The following is a 17,395-nucleotide window of genomic DNA, read 5'->3' on the forward strand; positions in this document are numbered from 1 at the left end:
CGGCCAGTCTGTCAGTCGATCGTGACGACGACGCGGCCGCGGATGCGCCCCTCGAGAATGGCCGAACCCGCCTCGATCACCGCTTCCAGCGGAATCGCGGAGGTGAGGCGGGCAAGACTGTCACGATCGAGCTCGGTCGCCAGCCGCGACCAGGCTTCCAGCCGCAGCGTCTTGGGTGCCATTACCGAATCGACACCGAGCAGCGAAACGCCGCGCAGGATGAAGGGGGCGACGGTCGTCGGCAGGTCCATGCCCTGGGCAAGGCCGCAGGCGGCCACGGCACCGCCATAGCGCGTCATGGACAGCACGTTGGCGAGGGTGTGCGACCCGACGGAATCGATGCCGCCGGCCCAGCGCTCCTTGGCGAGCGCCCGGCCGGGAGACGAGAGTTCGGCACGGTCGATGATCTCGGCGGCGCCGAGGGACTTCAGATAATCTGCCTCCTGCGGCCGGCCGGTTGAGGCGATGACGTGATAGCCGCGGCGGGCGAGAAGGGCGGTCGCCACCGAACCGACGCCGCCGGCTGCGCCCGTCACCACCAGCGGGCCGCGCTCGGGCGTGATGCCGTGGCGCTCCAGCGCCATGACACAGAGCATGGCGGTATAGCCCGCCGTGCCGATGGCCATGGCCTCGGCGGCGGTCAGGCCGTCGGGCAGCGGCACCAGCCAGTCGCCCTTGACGCGGGTCTTCTCGGCATAGGCGCCGAGGTGGGTCTCGCCGGTGCCCCAGCCGTTGAGGATAACGGCGTCGCCCGGCCGGAAATCGGCATGGGCCGAAGTCTCGACAATGCCGGCGAAATCGATGCCGGGGATCATCGGGAACCGCCGCACCACCGGGGCCTTGCCGGTCAGGGCGAGACCGTCCTTGTAGTTGAGGGTCGAATGGGAGACCCGCACGGTAACGTCGCCGTCCATGAGGTCGGCCTCGTCGAAGCGCGTCAGAGCCGCCTGTGTGCCGGTTTCGGTCTTGGTGACCACCACCGCCCTGAATGTTCCCATGGTCGTCGCCTCCCTTTTGCGCCGGCGACAGTCTCCCGCCCTGATGCCGAGGGCAAGCCGGCGATGCTCCGCCGAAGGACCGATGGGCCAGCATCCGCAAACAACCGGAGGGCTGCCGGCGCCGATTGTCGGCTACCGTCGCGACGGGGATGGAGCCATGGTCACCGACACCACATCACCACCGGCCGATGACGCTCCGGGTTTCGCAGAGGCGCCGCATTTCCACGGCCATCGCGAGAGGTTGCGCAGCCGGTTCCGCGAGGCGGGGGCGGAAGCGCTGGCCGATTACGAACTCCTCGAGCTGATCCTGTTCCGCGCCATTCCACGGCGCGACGTCAAACCCCTGGCCAAGGCGCTGCTGAAGCGTTTCGGCTCCTTTGCGGACGCCCTCGCCGCACCGGAGGCGCGGCTCGCGGAGGTGGATGGCGTCACGGCGACCGTCACCACCGAGCTCAAGCTCGTCCATGCCGCGGCGCGGCGCATGGGCCGCGCCGAGATCACCCGTCGCCCGGTCCTGTCGTCATGGGCAGCGCTGATCGACTATTGCCGCACCGCCATGGCCTTTGCCGAGCGTGAGCAGTTCCGCGTCCTCTATCTCGACAGGAAGAACGCGCTGATCGCCGACGAGGTGCAGGGCGAGGGCACGGTCGACCATACGCCGGTCTATCCACGCGAGGTGGTGAAGCGGGCACTGGAGCTGTCGTCGACCGCCGTTATCCTGGTGCACAACCACCCCTCCGGCGATCCGACGCCGTCGCGGCCCGATATCCTGATGACCCAGCAGATCGTCGAGATCGCCCGGCCACTGGGAATCACCGTGCATGACCACATCATCGTCGGCCGCGACGGCCATGCCAGCTTCAGGGCACTGAAGCTGATTACCTGATCCGGGCCGGGCCTTGATTTCGCCCGGCTCGCCGGTCAGGGATCGGGGATGATCGCTCCTTCCCGCCTGCAAGGCGGCCTCGCCGCTGTCCTGATGATGTTCGCTGTCGCTTCGGCCATCGCCCAGACAGCGCCGGCCCGCAGCTGGACCGAAGAAAAATGCCATCGATACCGTCAGGCCTGGGACGATGCCCTGAAGCGCCAGGGGCTGACGGGGCTGTCGCAGGAGTTTCTCTCGGCCCATGGCCGGTTCGTCGCCGGCGGGTGCGACGGGGCCCTGCGGGTCTGTCCGCGCTCACCACGGGAGACGGATCTCGCCAACATCATGACCGTCCGCGCGCTCAATGCCGGGATGGCGAGCACGTTCCTGCCCTGGGGCTGCCCCTGAGGCGCAGCGCGCCCTTCCCCTTGCCAGCGTTCTTGTTTAGTTCTGTCAGCCATGTCCGCCCGTCATGATGCCGAACTGACCGACGCTCTGCTGCTGCCCGAGCGGTTTGGCGCCTGGTTCGCCGGGCGGGGCTGGGCGCCGCGGTCCCATCAGCTCGACCTCCTGCGCCTGGCGCGGGAAGGACGCTCGGCCCTGCTCGTGGCACCGACGGGTGCCGGCAAGACCCTCGCGGGCTTCCTGCCCTCGCTGGTCGAACTCGCCGACAAGCCGGTGCGCACACCATCGCAGGCGCCGCAAGAGCCCGTCGGACGCCGGCCGCCGCCGCGCCGGCGGGGCCTGCATACCCTCTACATCTCACCGCTGAAGGCGCTCGCCGTCGACGTGGCGCGCAACCTCTACCGCCCGACCGAGGAGATGGGCCTCTCCATCCGGATCGAGACCCGCACCGGTGACACCCCGGCTTCGAAACGGCAGCGCCAGCGCGCCGACCCGCCGGACATTCTTTTGACGACCCCGGAACAGCTCGCCCTGCTGCTGGCCTCTGCCGATGCGCCCTATCTGTTCGGGTCGCTGAAGCGCGTGGTGCTCGACGAATTGCATGCGCTGGTCACCTCCAAGCGCGGCGACCTTCTCGCCCTCGGCCTCGCCCGCCTCTTCACCCTGGCGCCGGACCTCGTGACCGTCGGCCTGTCGGCGACGGTCAAAGACCCCGCCGATCTCGCAAGGTTTCTGGCGCCGCAGCGGCCGGGGGCGGCAGAGGCTGCGGTGGTCATCGCGGCGGCGGGCGCAAGGCCCGCGGTGACGATCCTGGAGACGGCCGAGCGCCTGCCCTGGGCGGGACACTCGGCCCGCCACGCGGCGGGAGAGCTCTACGCGGCGATCAAGGCCCACCGGACGACACTGGTCTTCGTCAACACCCGCAGTCAGGCCGAACTGCTGTTTCAGCTGTTGTGGACCATCAACGAGGAAGACCTGCCGATCGCCCTGCATCACGGCTCGCTCGATGTCGCACAGCGGCGCAAGGTCGAGGACGCCATGGCAGCGGGGCGGCTGAAGGCGGTCGTCTGCACCTCGTCGCTCGACCTCGGCATCGACTGGGGCGATGTCGACCTCGTCCTCAATGTCGGTGCGCCGAAGGGCTCGAGCCGGCTGATGCAGCGCATCGGCCGGGCCAACCATCGCCTCGAGGAGCCGTCGCGCGCCGTCCTGGTTCCGGCCAACCGTTTCGAGGTGATGGAGTGCCGCGCCGCGCTGGAGGCGATCGATCGCGGCGCACAGGACACCGAGCCGCTGCGCATGGGCGCGCTCGACGTGCTCTGCCAGCATGTTCTCGGCATGGCCTGCGCCGGTCCCCTCGACGAAGCCGCGCTCTTCGCCGAAGTGACGGCGGCGGCCCCCTATGCGGCGCTCGATCAGACGACATTCCAGGACGTCATCGCCTTCGTCGCCACCGGCGGCTATGCCCTGAAGTCATACGAGCGCTTCGCCAAGATCCGCAAGGACAAGAAGGGCCTCTGGCGTGTCGCCCACCCCTCCGTCGCCCAGCGCTACCGGATGAATATCGGCACGATCGTCGAATCACCGATGCTCAAGGTGCGGATGGTGCGCAGCGCCCGATCGCCAAGCCGGGGCCCATCCGGGCCGCTCATGCGCGGCGGCCGGGTGCTGGGCGAGGTGGAGGAATACTTCATCGAGGGCCTCGTCCCGGGCGATACCTTCCTCTTCGCTGGCGAGATCCTGCGCTACGAGGCGCTGGTCGAGAATGAGGTCTATGTCTCGCGCTCGACGGCGCGCGAACCGAAGGTGCCGGCCTATGCCGGCGGCAAGTTTCCGCTGTCGACCTTTCTGGCCGCGGGCGTCAGGCGGATGCTGTCCGATCCGGCGGAATGGCGGAAGCTGCCCCCTCAGGTCGCCGAATGGCTGGAGCTGCAACGCGCCGTGTCGGTCATCCCCGGTCCCGATCAGCTGCTGGTCGAGACCTTCCCGCGCGGCGATCGCTTCCACCTCGTCGCCTATCCCTTCGAAGGCCGGCTCGCCCACCAGACGCTCGGCATGTTGCTGACCCGGCGACTGGAGCGGCGCGGCCTGAAACCCTTGGGCTTCGTCGCCAACGACTATTCGCTCTCGGTCTGGGGCCTGTCCGACCTCGGTGCAGCCATCCGCGCGGGGGAGCTGTCGACCGCGGCTCTGTTCGACGAAGACATGCTGGGCGATGACCTCGAGGCCTGGCTGCATGAAAGCCAGCTGATGAAGCGGACCTTCCGCACCTGTGCCGTCATTGCCGGCCTGATCGAGCGGCGCCATCCCGGCAAGGAGAAGTCCGGGCGGCAGGTGACGATCTCCACCGACCTGATCTATGACGTGCTGCGCCGGCACGAGCCGGGGCACCTTCTGCTGCGGGCGGCGCGGGCGGATGCGGCAACCGGCCTGCTCGACATCGCCCGGCTTGGCCAGATGCTGTCACGCATTCGCGGACGAATCGTGCACAGTGACCTCATGCGTGTCTCGCCTCTGGCGGTGCCGGTGATGCTGGAGATCGGCCGTGAGCCGATCTATGGCGACGCCGGTGAGACCCTGCTGGCCGAGGCCGAGGCTTCGCTGCTGGCCGAGGCCGGCCTTTCGGGACAGGCGTGACGGCAATCGATTCGGATCAGGAATGACTGTGCGACCCAGACCCAGCTCGGAAACCACGATCAGCCTTCTCGGCCGCGGCTTCGTCGCGGATCCGTCGGGTGCCTTGTGGTGTCCGGCGTCGCGGCTGGTCGTCGTGTCCGATCTCCATCTGGAGAAGGGCTCCGCGCTCGCGGCACGGCGGATGCTCTTGCCGCCCTACGACACGGCGCAGACCCTGGCGATGCTCTCCGCCGTCATCGCCCGCTACCGGCCGCAGACAGTCATCTCGCTGGGCGACAGCTTTCATGACAGGACAGGGCCAGGCCGGATGGCCGAGGCCGATGTCGCGACGTTGCGCGGGCTGCAGGCGGGCCGCGACTGGATCTGGGTCGCCGGCAACCACGATCCCTCGCTCGACGGCGCGCTTCCAGGTCTGTGCTGCGACTCGGTCAGCGAGGGCGGGATTCGATTCGCCCACGAACCGACCTCGACGCCGCAGGGCGGCGAGATCGCCGGCCACCTGCATCCCTGCGTGAGAGTCACCGGGCGGGGCGGCAGCGTCCGCCGCAAGGCCTTTGTTTCATGTGAAACGCGGATCGTGATGCCGGCCTTCGGCGCCTTCACCGGTGGCCTCGACATCCGCGCGCCAGCGATCCGCTCGCTGTTCCCGCAGGGGATGGCGGTGTTCGCGCTCGGTCAACAGCGCGCCTACCAGGTGGCGGCCTGAGCGATCAGTGGCGCTGGTAGACCCAGACCCGCGCCGGGGGAATGTTCCGCCAGATGCGCTCGGACGGCGTCACGGTCAGCCCCGATCCCTTGATCGGAACCGGCGACGTCACCGAATAGGTGAACTGGACGAAGGGGGCGCCCGGCTTCATCAGGCCCAGGGCCTCGTTCAGCAGCTTCAACCGGATCGGCTCGGGGCGCGTCATCAGCGGCAGCCCGGAAACGAGTGCGTCGGCGGGTTCGGCGAGGCGGCCGGTCAAAGTCCGGTTCAACGCGTAGGCGTCACCGTGGACGATGGTCGCCGCCGGGAAGCGCTCGCGCAGCAGGCGGCAGAAGTCCATGGAATACTCGACCAGGACAAGTCGCCTGGGGTCGACACCATGGGCGACCAGAGCCGCGGTGATGGCCCCGGTTCCGGGGCCCAATTCGATGACGGGCCCGGTCCCGTCCGGGTCGACATAGCTGGCCATACGGCGCGCCAGGACCGGACCGGAGGGCGCGACAGCGCCCATCCGAAGCGGATTTTTCAGCCAGCTTTTCAGGAACTTGCCATCGTACTCCCGCCGTTTTTCCGGCCGGCGCAGCACGGCAACGCGACTCATGGGTGTCTGGTCGACCATTCATCGGCCCGATGAAGACGAGCTCCCCACGAGCCCTGTCACAAGGCCGTCATTCCTATCGGGATGTCAGCTAGGGGTCAAGGCAGAGGTGCGGCGGCCGGTCGCGGCAGCTGGTCATACCAGATCGCCTTGTCGCCGATTTCCTGGAGGAAAGCGGCGTGGGCCTCGATGGCTTCGGCTGTCAGACGTGGCGTCAGGGGGACCGGCCGCTGCCGCAGGACGTTCTGCCCGCGCGCCGCCCGCTGGGTGGCGCGGCCGGCATCCGCGAGGCCGAAAGAGGCCTGCCGGCCGCCGATCAGCTCGATATAGACGTCCGCCAGCAGCTCGGCGTCGAGAAGAGCGCCGTGCCGGGTGCGCCGTGAATTGTCGATACCGAAACGCGAGCAGAGCGCGTCGAGGCTTGCCGGCGAGCCAGGGAAGCGGCGGCGTGCCATGGCGAGGGTGTCGACCACCCGGTCCATCGGGAAGAGCGGCCGTCCGGCGCGCTTCAGCTCGGCGTTGATGAAGCCCATGTCGAACGAGGCATTGTGGATGACGAGCCGGGCGTCCTCGACGAAGGACCAGAAGTCATCGACCAGTTCGGCGAAACGCGGCTTGTCCGCGAGGAAGTCGGCGGACAGTCCGTGGACGCGAAAGGCCTCGTCCGGCATGTCGCGCTCGGGATTGATGTAGACATGGTAAGTGCGGCCGGTCGGAAAATGGTTGATAAGCTCGATGCCGCCGATCTCAACCAGGCGATCGCCGCGCAGCGGGTCGAGGCCGGTCGTTTCGGTGTCGAGAATGATCTCGCGCATCAATGGCTCCTGCGGCTGCCGGCGAGGGCCCGGATGATGGCCGCGACCTGCCGGCGCGCCGCCTCCAGACCATAACCCGATTCGATCACGAAATGAGCCCGGGCGCGCTTGTCGGCATCGGGCATCTGTCGGGCGAGGATCGCCGCGAGCTTTTCCTCGGTCATGCCGGGACGCCCCAGAACCCGCTGCCGCTGGACGTCCGCCGGAGCGGACACGACCGCCACCGCATCGACGCGGCGTTCAGCGCCGTTCTCCAGCAGCAGCGGAATGTCGAGGACCGCAAGAGCGTGGCCCCCGGCCCGCATCCGGTCGCGGAAGGCACGCTCGGCGGCGCCGACCAGGGGGTGGACGATGGCCTCGAGGCGTTTCATTGCCACGCCGTCCTTGAGCACAACGGCGCCGAGCCGGGTCCTGTCGACCTGACCATCGACAACGACCCCGGGGAATGCCGCGCCGATGGGGCCCACGGCCGCGCCGGCATAGAGCCGATGCACCGTGGCATCGGCGTCATGGACGGGAATGCCAAGGCCCCGGAAAACGCCCGAAGTGGTCGACTTGCCCATGCCGATCGAGCCGGTCAGTCCGACAACGAACATGTCAGTGGCCTCGCACATCAGCGGCGAGGTGTTCGTAGAGCGCCGGAGTCACCTGCGGCGTGACGCCGAACCAGCGGGCAAAACCCGGGACAGCCTGGTGAAGCAGCATCCCGAGACCCTCGACGGTGCGATGGCCGCGCGCCGCTGCGCGCGCGAGAAGATCGGTCTCCAGCGGCACATAGACGATGTCGGACACGATAGCGGAGGGCTTCAGCGTCCGCAGCGGCAGGTCGAGCGGCGGCTGGCCGCTCATGCCGAGGGAGGTGGTGTTGATGAGGAGGTCGACATCCGCGAGGGCGGCCGGCAGGCTCTGCCAGTCCTGCGTGCGGATCGCCCGGGGATGGGCCGCGGCGATGGCCTCGGCCTTGGCGAGGGATCGATTCGCCAGCGTGACGAGCGGAACACCGCGCGACACGAGGCCGTGGACGATGCCGCGGGCGGCGCCGCCGGCCCCGAGGACCAGCGCATGGGCGACCTCGCCCTCCCACCCCGGGACGTGGTCGTCGAGGTTCTTCAGGAAGCCGACAACGTCGGAGTTCATGCCGATGAGGCGGCCATCCTCGTGCCAGACGGTATTGACCGCACCGACTGCCACGGCGCCGGGATCGACCTCGTCCATGGCGGCAAAGGCGGCCTCCTTGTGCGGGATCGTGACGTTGCAGCCGGCAAGGCCCTGATCGGCGAGGCTGCGGAGGAAACGCGCGACGTCACCGGGCTCGACGGCCTCGCGCGTATAGGTGCCGGCGATGCCGTATTGCGTCAGCCAGAAGCCGTGGATCAAAGGCGAGCGGATATGGGTGACGGGCCACCCGATACAGCAGGCGCGGATCATGTGGCGATCACACCTTGGGCGCGCAGGGCGGCGAGAAGGGGCAGGAGCGGCATGCCGAGAATGGTGAAATAGTCACCGCTGATCCGCTCGAACAGCTGGATGCCATCGGATTCGAGCTGATAGCAGCCGACGGATGCCAGAACCCGCTCTCCGGCACCGGCGAGATAGGCGTCGAGGAAGTCCTCGGAGAAGGGGCGCATCGTCATCGCCGCCGATGCCACGGTGGAGAAGACGATCGCGCCGCCGCGTGCCAGGGCGACGCCGGAATGGAGGTGGTGGGACTGCCCGCGCAACGCCAGAAGATTGTCTCGCGCTTCGGCAAGGCTTGCCGGCTTGGAAAGCCGCCGCGTCCCGAGCGCCAGGGTCTGGTCGGCACCGATGACCGTCGCCTCGGGGTCGGTGCGGCTGACCGCCAGGGCCTTGGCCTCGCCGAGGCCGCGCGCGACGGCGGCGGGGTCGCGTCCTTCGCGCGTCCAGGCCTCGTCGAGCGCCCGCTCGTCGACGGGAGCGGCGGCAAGATCGATGGTGAGACCTGCACCGCGCAGCATGGCGGCGCGGGCTGCCGATTTCGACGCGAGGACCAGCCGGGTCATGCGCGGGCCCTGTCGTCGAGAGCGCGGCGATGGTCCTTCAACAGGGAAATGATGCCGGCCGCCGTTTCCTCGATCGATCGGCGGCTGACGTCGATGATCGGCCAGTTGTTCGTGCCGAACAGGCGGCGAGACTGGGCGATCTCCTCGGCAACGGCGACGCGGTCGACATAGCTCGAGCGGTCCTGAGGGGCATTGAGGGTGAGAATGCGATTCTCGCGGATCTGGACGATGCGCTCGGGGCTGGCGAAGAGACCGACGATCAGCGGTTTCTTCAGCGACCAGATGATTTCCGGCAGCGGAATGCCCGGGACGAGGGGAATATTGGCCGCCTTGACCCCCCGATTGGCCAGATAGATCGATGTCGGCGTCTTCGAGGTGCGGGAGACGCCGACGAGCAGCACATCAGCTTCCTCCCAGTTTTCCGGCAACTGGCCGTCGTCGTGCATCATCGTGTAATTGAGCGCGTCGATCCGCTGAAAATATTCGGCATTGAGGACATGCTGTGCACCAACCCGGGGGGTTGATGCGGCGCCGAGATAGTTCTGGAACATGGAGAGAACCGGGGCGAGAACGGACAGGCAGGGGCAGCCGAACTCCTTGCACTTGGCATTGAGGCGGTCGGTCAGCTCCTGGTCGACAAGGGTGTAGAGGACAATACCTGGGCTCGTTTCGATCTCGCTGAGCACACGGTCGAGCTGCTTCTGCGAGCGCACCAGCGGATAGACATGTTCGATGGCCGAGACAGTGGAGTATTGGACGGCAGCGGCGCGACCGACCGTCATCAGCGTCTCGCCGGTGGCGTCGGAAACGAGATGAAGGTGGAAATAGCTCTCGCGACGATGCGGCATCAGCACTCTGTATGAAGGCGATCGGTTCTGTGGACGATGAGGGAAAAGGACACGGAAGGCGGCACTCTGCAAGAGGCACAGAGTTCACTGTCCCATACTCGTCCCCAGGCGTCGGCCTGAGGGGGTCATTCGACGTGCCCCGGGGATAAGTGCGGGACCGTCGCGGCGCGCCATATCTGCGGCGAGGCGTTCGGCCGCTAAATCAATCGCTTGTATCGCTGACAAGGATGGTTTTGGCCGGCGGGACGGAGACGGTGCGCGGCGACACCCGGTGGACAACTTGTGAAGGAAAATGTCTTCTCCTAATCCAGTGCCAAGGAATCAAAGAAGACTCTCTTTCATCAAGTATGAAGGGAAAGGGAGCGTCAGGGAGCGACCGTGCACAAACCTCTTCTCGCCGTCCTCAAGGGCGACCATGCGGCCTCTCCCCCGATCTGGATGATGCGCCAGGCGGGACGCTATCTGCCGGAATATCGGGAGGTCCGCGAGAAGGCGGGATCTTTCCTTGATCTGTGCTTCAATCCGGAACTGGCCGCGGAGGTGACTTTGCAGCCACTGCGTCGTTTCGGCTTCGATGGCGCCATTCTCTTTTCCGATATCCTTGTCGTTCCCCATGCCCTCGGGCAGACCGTCAGCTTCGAGGTCGGTGAAGGACCCCGGCTCGATCCGCTCGGCGATGCAGCCGGGTTGTCGCGGCTTTCCGATGCGCTGGAACCGTCGGTCGTCGGCAAGGTCTATGAGGCGGTTGCGCGCATCAAGGAACAGCTTCCTGAGACGACGACGCTGATCGGCTTCTGCGGGGCTCCCTGGACGGTTGCCACCTATATGGTCGCCGGTCGGGGCGGCGATGATCAGGTCGCCGCGCGGCTTTTTGCCTATCGCGACCCCGAAGGCTTTTCCCGGCTGATCGATCTGATCGTCGAGGCTTCCATTTCCTATCTCCTCGGACAGATCCGGGCGGGCGTCGAGGTCGTGCAGATCTTCGATACCTGGGCGGGTGTGCTGCCGAATGCGCAATTTGCCAAATGGACGGTCGAGCCCATCGGGCGTATTGCCGCCGGCGTCAAGGCCGTTGCTCCCCAGATACCGGTCATCGTCTTCCCGAAAGGCGCCGGACACCGGCTCTCAGCCATCGTTGCCGACACCGGTGCCGATGCCGTCGGTCTCGACTGGACCGCTGATCCCGGTTTCATCACTCACGCAGTCCTGCCGCACGTGGCCGTGCAGGGCAATGTCGATCCGATCGCGCTGCTGGCAGGCGGGCATGCGCTCGACCACGCTGTCGACACCGTGTTGCGTTCCTATGGCGGCGGGCGCCTCATCTTCAATCTCGGTCACGGGATCTTGCCTCCGACGCCGATCGCCCATGTCGAGCAGATGGTTCGACGGGTCAGGTCGTGGAGGGCGGCACAGTGACGATCGCCGCAAAAGCCGGCAGTGATCCTGCCATGACGCCCCGCCGGCGGATGATTCGCGCCGTCATGTCACTCGTCATCACCGTGGTCGGCGTTATCGCCCTGGGGCTTCTGGCGCCTGTCGCCGCCGTCGCCTGGATCAAGGTCCTGCATGTCCTCGCTGTCATCTCGTGGATGGCTGGACTTCTCTACCTGCCTCGCCTCTTCGTCTATCACAGCCAGGTCGCGGCGGGGTCGGAAACCTCCGAGACATTCAAGGTGATGGAGCGCAAGCTCCTTGAATATATCATCAATCCCGCCATGATCGTGAGCTGGATTGCCGGGCTTTGGCTGGCCTGGCAGGTCTATGGGTTCCAGGGCGGATGGCTGCATGGCAAGATCGCGCTGGTGCTGCTGCTGTCGGGAGTCCATGGCTTTTTCGCAGGGGCGGTGCGCCGGTTCGGCGATGACCGCAACACGCGGAGCCATGTGTTCTGGCGCGTGATGAACGAAGTTCCGACCGCGATCATGGTCCTCGTGGTTATCCTGGTCATCGTCAAGCCGTTCTGATGGGCCCGCCGTCCGGCGCCTGCTGCGGCCCCGCACGGGTGGGGCTTGCCATCGGCCGATTCAGGCCTTATTCGGAAGGTCCCTCCTTACGCAGACCGGGTGTCTTGAGGCGGCTCTCACGCAGAGCATGACCCGCGCCCAGCCGGTGGCCTTGACCGAAGGTCCGGCTTCAGACCTGCAATTCATCGCCTTCCCTGATCCGGCGTGGCTCTCGTACCGTGATTCCCGCCTCCGGCCGTTCCGACCATTTGTGGTTCCGATGCAGCAGATCAAACTTCAGGACATCAAGTCGAAGTCTCCGACGGAGCTTCTCGCCTTTGCCGAGGAGTTGCAGGTCGAGAATGCGTCAACGCTGCGCAAGCAGGAACTGATGTTCGCCTGCCTCAAGCAACTGGCGTCACAGGAAACCGACATTATCGGCGAGGGTGTGGTCGAGGTTCTCCAGGACGGGTTTGGCTATCTGCGCTCACCCGATGCCAATTATCTCGCCGGCCCGGACGACATCTACGTCTCGCCCTCGCAGATCCGGCGCTTCGGCCTGCGCACCGGCGACACGGTAGAGGGCCAGATCCGCTCGCCGAAGGAAGGCGAACGCTATTTCGCCCTTCTCAAGGTGAACCGAATCAATTTCGAGGAGCCCGAAAAGGCCCGCCACAAGGTCAATTTCGACAATCTGACGCCGCTCTATCCGAACCAGCGGCTGAAGATGGAAGCCGAGGATCCGACCAAGAAGGACTTCTCGGCCCGCATCATGGACGTCGTGGTTCCGCTGGGCAAAGGCCAGCGAGCTCTCATCGTGGCGCCGCCGCGAACCGGCAAGACCGTGTTGCTGCAGAATATCGCCCAGTCGATCACCCGGAATCACCCGGAATGCTACCTCATCGTTCTGCTCATCGACGAGCGGCCCGAGGAGGTCACCGACATGCAGCGCTCGGTCAACGGCGAGGTCATCTCCTCGACCTTCGACGAGCCGGCGACGCGCCACGTCCAGGTCGCCGAGATGGTCATCGAGAAGGCCAAGCGCCTCGTCGAGCATGGCCGCGACGTCGTCATCCTGCTCGATTCGATCACCCGCCTCGGCCGCGCCTACAACACCGTGGTGCCGTCCTCCGGCAAGGTGCTGACCGGCGGCGTCGACGCCAATGCGCTGCAGCGCCCGAAGCGGTTCTTTGGTGCCGCCCGCAACATCGAGGAAGGCGGGTCGCTGACCATCATCGCGACAGCCCTGATCGATACCGGCAGCCGCATGGACGAGGTCATTTTCGAAGAGTTCAAGGGCACGGGCAATTCCGAGATCATCCTTGACCGCAAGGTGGCGGATAAGCGCACCTTCCCGGCCATCGACATCACCCGCTCCGGCACCCGCAAGGAAGAGTTGCTGGTGGCGCCGGACATCCTCAAGAAGATGTATGTGCTGCGCCGCATTCTCAATCCGATGGGAACGGTGGACGCCATCGAGTTCCTGCTCGACAAGCTGCGCCAGACCAAAATGAACAGCGACTTCTTCGACTCGATGAACACCTGATTCGATTCACGAGCGAAATGAATCGGAGAAGACCAGCCGATTCGCCTGCGAAACGGCGAGGCCCATGATCGCCCGGACCATCGCATCCGTCTCAACTCCCCCGGGAACCTCCGGCGTGGCCGTGATCCGGGTCTCCGGACCGGATGCCGCGAATGTCGCGGTGGCGCTGGCCGGTACTTTGCCCGAACCCCGACGCGCCAGTCTCGTCACCCTTAGGGACCCTAACCACGGCGAGCCTCTCGACCGGGCGCTGGCGCTCTGGTTCCAGGGGCCCAGCAGCTTCACCGGCGAGGATGTCCTCGAGCTTCAGGTTCATGGTGGGCGGGCGGTGGTCGCCGCCGTCCTGAAGGCGGTTCTGGCCGTGCCCGGAGCGCGTCCGGCGGAGCCCGGCGAATTCACGCGGCGGGCTTTTGAGAATGGCCGCCTCGACCTCAGCGAGGTCGAAGGCCTCGGTGACCTGCTGCAGGCCGAAACAGAAGCACAGCGACGCCAGGCCTATGGCCTTTTCTCGGGGCGGCTGACCTCTGAGGCCGACAGGCTGCAGGCACGGCTTCTGCCGATCCTTGCAGGTGTCGAGGCGACGATTGATTTTCCCGATGAGGGCGACGTCACCGGGGCGGCACTGGCCGGCGCGCGCCACGACCTGGCGGAGCTGGCTGCGGAGGTTGGTGCACTGCTGGCCGGCGCGGCCCGCGGCGAGAAGGTCCGCGATGGCGTCATCGTGGCCATTGCCGGGCCACCCAATGCCGGCAAGTCCACCCTGCTCAACGCCCTGGCGCGGCGGGACGTCGCCATCGTGTCGCCGTTGGCCGGTACCACCCGCGACAGTCTCGAGGTTCATCTCGATCTCGGTGGGGTGGCCGTAGTTCTCGTTGACACGGCAGGCCTGCGGGAGACGGCCGATCCGGTCGAGGCAGAGGGCATTCGCCGGACTCGCGAGAGAATGGCCGGAGCGGACCTGACGTTGTGGCTCTGTGCTGACGATTCCGCTGAATTCTTCGACGATTCGCGTGGAGACGTCTGGCGCATCGCGACCCAGATCGACCGGGAAGGGCCGATCTTCGCGGGGGCCGATTATCGGATCTCGGCGCTGACCGGGGAGGGGATGGCTGGGCTGATCGATGCGATCGCCGCCTTCGCCGCAGCAAGGGCGGGCGGCGAGCCCGCTGTGGTCGTCCATCAGCGCCACCGGCTGATCTTTGAGGATGCCGTCTCGGCGATGGCTTCCGCACTAGCGTTGCCGACGTGGGACGATCATCCTGAACTGGTGGCCGAGAGACTGCGGCAGGGGCTTGCCGCGCTTGGGCGCAGCCGCGGGCGGGTCGGAACGGAAGCTATGTTGGACCGGCTGTTCTCAGCCTTCTGCATCGGGAAGTAGGTCCCGCCGCTTCTGGTGTTTCACGTGAAACGGTTGATTCGTGTCCGGAACATGTTGCGTCCGCGAGAATCATTGCTGCGGCAGCGGTGGACCGGTAAAAGCGAGGCAGGAACGAGAACGATGACCCAGCGCTTCGATGTGGTTGTGATTGGTGGCGGACATGCCGGTTGCGAAGCGGCGGCAGCGGCCGCGCGTCTCGGTGCGGTAACGGCCCTGGTCACCCAGCGCTTCGAGACGATTGGCGCCATGTCCTGCAATCCGGCCATCGGCGGATTGGGCAAAGGCCATCTGGTCCGCGAGATCGATGCGCTCGACGGTTTGATGGGACGCGTCGCCGATGCATCCGGCATCCAGTTTCGGGTTCTCAACCGACGCAAGGGGCCCGCTGTCCGCGGGCCACGCACGCAGGCTGACCGCCAGCTCTATGCGGCTGCTATGCAGCGCGAGTTGAAGGCGCAGTCAGGCCTCACGATCCTGCTTGGCGAGGCAAGCGAACTCCTGGTCATGCAAGGGCGGGCCAACGGTCTGGTCCTGGCCTCGGGAGAGCGGATTTCTGCCGGGGCGGTGGTCATCACCACCGGCACCTTCCTGCGCGGCGTCATTCACCTTGGCGAGCGGCAATGGTCCGCCGGCCGGGACGGCGACGCGGCCAGCCTCGGTCTTGCTAGCAGTCTCGCCGCAGTCGGCTTCTCCATGGGGCGCCTGAAGACCGGCACTCCGGCGCGGCTTGACGGGACGACCATCGACTGGGCTGCAGTGGAGATGCAGCAGGCTGATTCGGATCCGGAACCTTTTTCGACCCTGACGGATCGCATCACCGTGCCCCAGATAGCCTGTGGCATCACCCGTACGACTGCGAAGACCCATGCGCTCGTCCGTGACAATCTCGCCCGCTCCGCCATGTATTCGGGGCAGATTGCGGGGGCAGGGCCGCGTTACTGCCCGTCCATCGAGGACAAGATCGTCCGTTTTGGGGATCGCGATGGCCATCAGATCTTCCTCGAGCCCGAAGGTCTGAACGACAGCACGGTCTATCCGAACGGGCTGTCGACGTCCCTGCCGGAGGATGTGCAGGAGGCGTTCCTGCGCTCGATCCCGGGGCTGGAAGCGGTCGCCATCAAACGCTTCGGCTATGCCATTGAGTATGACCATGTCGATCCGCGCGAGCTGGAACCCACCCTGGAGACACGGCGCGTCAGCGGACTGTTCCTCGCCGGTCAGATCAACGGAACGACCGGCTATGAGGAGGCGGCTGCGCAGGGCCTGCTCGCCGGGCTGAATGCGGGCCTGCGGGCCGGAGGTAGTGCCGGGATCACGATCGGCCGGCACGAAGGCTATACCGGGGTGATGATCGACGACCTGACCAGCCGCGGTATTTCCGAGCCCTACCGGATGTTCACGTCCCGGGCGGAGTTCCGGCTCGCCCTGCGGGCGGATAATGCCGACCAGCGGTTGACGCCGCTGGGCCTCGCGCTAGGTTGCATCGGGGAAAGGCGGTCGATTCGCTTCCGTGACAAGATCGCGGGTCTGTCCGATGTTCGCGGGCGGCTCGCAGGACTGACCCTGACCCCTAGCCAGGGGGCGGTTGCCGGACTGGCGATCAACCAGGATGGCATCCGTCGCTCGGCCTTCGAGCTTCTGTCGCGGCCGGACATCGACTGGATGACACTCTGTAGGGTCTGGCCCGAGCTATCCGATGTGCCCCCCGCCATCGCCGAACAGATCGAGATCGACGCCCATTATGCGGTCTATCTCGATCGGCAGCAGGCGGAGATTGATGCCCATCGGCGCGACGAGAACCTTGTGCTGCCATCGGACTTCGACGTCGCGGACCTGCCGGGCCTTTCCAACGAGATCCGCGCCAAGATCCAAACCCATAAGCCGCGGACCCTGGGTCAGGCCGCCAGGATGGATGGGATGACGCCTGCGGCGCTCACGCTGATCGCGGTTTGGGCGAGGCGTGCCCGGGCGAGGACGGCCGCGTGACCGAGATTGACTCGGCGCTGGCGGCTGCCGATCTGGCGAGGGTGCCTGTTTCACGTGAAACGGCCGAGGCGCTCGCCCTCTATGTCGCCCTCCTCAGACGCTGGAACCCGACGAAGAACCTGGTCTCGGCGGCAACGCTGGAGGCCGTTTGGTCCCGCCATGTCGCCGATAGCCTCCAGCTGCTGCGCCTTGCCCCGGGCGCCCGACGCTGGGCTGATCTCGGCTCCGGCGGCGGTCTGCCGGCGCTGGTGATCGCGGCGGCCCTGAAGGGACGCGACGGGGCGGTTGTCCACTGTATCGAGAGCAAGCTCGGCAAGGCGGCCTTCCTGCAGGAGGCCGCCCGGCAGATGCAGGTTCCGGTTCAGGTCTGGGCGCGGCGGATCGAGGATGTCGTCGGTCGTGAGGTGCTGGACGTCGATGTCGTGACGGCCCGCGCTCTGGCGCCCCTCGGCGATCTGCTGCGTCTGGCCAATCCCCTGTTGAAAACCGGGGCGGTTGGAATCTTTCCGAAGGGGCAAGATGTAGTGTCTGAATTGACGGAGGCCTCTAAATGTTGGAGGTTCATGTACACATCGACACCGAGTGAGACAGAGTCCCGCGGCCGCATCCTGGTGGTCAGGGACGTCTCCGAAGTCACCGGATGACCTCC

At 66.5% G+C, this 17,395-nt stretch carries 17 protein-coding genes; 10 read left to right on the top strand and 7 right to left on the bottom strand.

Features of this window, described 5'->3' with window-relative positions; all coding sequences use genetic code 11:
* Positions 1-11 precede the first annotated feature (11 nt).
* Positions 12-998, bottom strand: coding sequence for an MDR family oxidoreductase (locus Q0C57_RS06840; protein ID WP_296573983.1), 987 nt, complete (start codon positions 996-998; stop codon positions 12-14).
* A gap of 157 nt (positions 999-1,155) precedes the next feature.
* Between Q0C57_RS06840 and radC the strand changes: the two genes are divergently transcribed.
* From radC to pdeM, 4 genes are read left to right on the top strand one after another with little or no spacing between them, the layout of a single operon-like run.
* Positions 1,156-1,884 carry a DNA repair protein RadC gene (gene radC, locus Q0C57_RS06845; RefSeq protein ID WP_296573986.1) on the top strand — a complete coding sequence of 243 codons (729 nt, stop codon included), beginning with the start codon at positions 1,156-1,158 and terminating at the stop codon, positions 1,882-1,884.
* A 48-nt stretch (positions 1,885-1,932) separates the two neighbouring features.
* Positions 1,933-2,271, top strand: a complete 339-nt coding sequence (locus tag Q0C57_RS06850; RefSeq protein WP_296573989.1) for a hypothetical protein — start codon at positions 1,933-1,935, stop codon at positions 2,269-2,271.
* Between the two features lie 51 nt (positions 2,272-2,322).
* A complete protein-coding gene (locus tag Q0C57_RS06855) occupies positions 2,323-4,905 on the top strand; it encodes a ligase-associated DNA damage response DEXH box helicase (protein WP_296573991.1) in 2,583 nt (860 codons plus the stop codon).
* 22 nt (positions 4,906-4,927) lie between these two features.
* Complete coding sequence (pdeM, locus tag Q0C57_RS06860; protein WP_296573994.1) at positions 4,928-5,611, top strand: ligase-associated DNA damage response endonuclease PdeM; 684 nt, start codon at positions 4,928-4,930, stop codon at positions 5,609-5,611.
* A gap of 4 nt (positions 5,612-5,615) precedes the next feature.
* On the opposite strand, the gene Q0C57_RS06865 is transcribed toward pdeM, so the two are convergent.
* From Q0C57_RS06865 to Q0C57_RS06890, 6 genes are all read right to left on the bottom strand, one after another.
* A complete protein-coding gene (locus Q0C57_RS06865; protein WP_296573996.1) occupies positions 5,616-6,212 on the bottom strand; it encodes a methyltransferase domain-containing protein in 597 nt (198 codons plus the stop codon).
* Between the two features lie 95 nt (positions 6,213-6,307).
* Positions 6,308-7,024 carry a DNA polymerase III subunit epsilon gene (gene dnaQ, locus Q0C57_RS06870; protein ID WP_296573998.1) on the bottom strand — a complete coding sequence of 239 codons (717 nt, stop codon included), beginning with the start codon at positions 7,022-7,024 and terminating at the stop codon, positions 6,308-6,310.
* The gene (coaE, locus tag Q0C57_RS06875; RefSeq protein WP_296574000.1) at positions 7,024-7,620 is read right to left on the bottom strand and encodes a dephospho-CoA kinase; all 597 of its coding nucleotides are present in this window, start codon (positions 7,618-7,620) and stop codon (positions 7,024-7,026) included. The genes dnaQ and coaE overlap by 1 nt, the downstream gene beginning before the upstream one ends.
* A gap of 1 nt (position 7,621) precedes the next feature.
* Positions 7,622-8,452 carry a shikimate dehydrogenase gene (locus Q0C57_RS06880; RefSeq protein WP_296574003.1) on the bottom strand — a complete coding sequence of 277 codons (831 nt, stop codon included), beginning with the start codon at positions 8,450-8,452 and terminating at the stop codon, positions 7,622-7,624.
* Positions 8,449-9,045 carry a Maf family protein gene (locus Q0C57_RS06885; protein WP_296574006.1) on the bottom strand — a complete coding sequence of 199 codons (597 nt, stop codon included), beginning with the start codon at positions 9,043-9,045 and terminating at the stop codon, positions 8,449-8,451. Before Q0C57_RS06885 ends, Q0C57_RS06880 begins: the two co-directional genes overlap by 4 nt.
* Complete coding sequence (locus Q0C57_RS06890) at positions 9,042-9,893, bottom strand: pyruvate, water dikinase regulatory protein (RefSeq protein WP_296574009.1); 852 nt, start codon at positions 9,891-9,893, stop codon at positions 9,042-9,044. Before Q0C57_RS06890 ends, Q0C57_RS06885 begins: the two co-directional genes overlap by 4 nt.
* Before the next feature lie 378 nt (positions 9,894-10,271).
* Here Q0C57_RS06890 and hemE point away from each other — a divergent pair, with 378 nt between their 5' ends.
* The 6 genes from hemE to rsmG all read left to right on the top strand — a co-directional run bounded on the left by hemE (position 10,272) and on the right by rsmG (position 17,390).
* Positions 10,272-11,309, top strand: coding sequence for a uroporphyrinogen decarboxylase (gene hemE, locus Q0C57_RS06895; RefSeq protein ID WP_296574012.1), 1,038 nt, complete (start codon positions 10,272-10,274; stop codon positions 11,307-11,309).
* Between the two features lie 32 nt (positions 11,310-11,341).
* The gene (gene hemJ / locus Q0C57_RS06900) at positions 11,342-11,857 is read left to right on the top strand and encodes a protoporphyrinogen oxidase HemJ (protein WP_296574015.1); all 516 of its coding nucleotides are present in this window, start codon (positions 11,342-11,344) and stop codon (positions 11,855-11,857) included.
* Positions 11,858-12,116: 259 nt separating this feature from the next.
* On the top strand, positions 12,117-13,382 hold the full coding sequence (rho, locus tag Q0C57_RS06905; RefSeq protein WP_296574018.1) for a transcription termination factor Rho: 1,266 nt from the start codon (positions 12,117-12,119) through the stop codon (positions 13,380-13,382).
* Positions 13,383-13,446: 64 nt separating this feature from the next.
* Positions 13,447-14,760 carry a tRNA uridine-5-carboxymethylaminomethyl(34) synthesis GTPase MnmE gene (gene mnmE / locus Q0C57_RS06910; RefSeq protein WP_296574021.1) on the top strand — a complete coding sequence of 438 codons (1,314 nt, stop codon included), beginning with the start codon at positions 13,447-13,449 and terminating at the stop codon, positions 14,758-14,760.
* Between the two features lie 120 nt (positions 14,761-14,880).
* The gene (mnmG, locus tag Q0C57_RS06915) at positions 14,881-16,746 is read left to right on the top strand and encodes a tRNA uridine-5-carboxymethylaminomethyl(34) synthesis enzyme MnmG (RefSeq protein ID WP_296574025.1); all 1,866 of its coding nucleotides are present in this window, start codon (positions 14,881-14,883) and stop codon (positions 16,744-16,746) included.
* 5 nt (positions 16,747-16,751) lie between these two features.
* Positions 16,752-17,390 carry a 16S rRNA (guanine(527)-N(7))-methyltransferase RsmG gene (gene rsmG, locus Q0C57_RS06920; RefSeq protein ID WP_296574267.1) on the top strand — a complete coding sequence of 213 codons (639 nt, stop codon included), beginning with the start codon at positions 16,752-16,754 and terminating at the stop codon, positions 17,388-17,390.
* Positions 17,391-17,395 lie beyond the last annotated feature (5 nt).

Origin of the sequence: Phreatobacter sp., assembly GCF_022843985.1 — a bacterium.
Classification (GTDB): Bacteria; Pseudomonadota; Alphaproteobacteria; order Rhizobiales; family Phreatobacteraceae; genus Phreatobacter.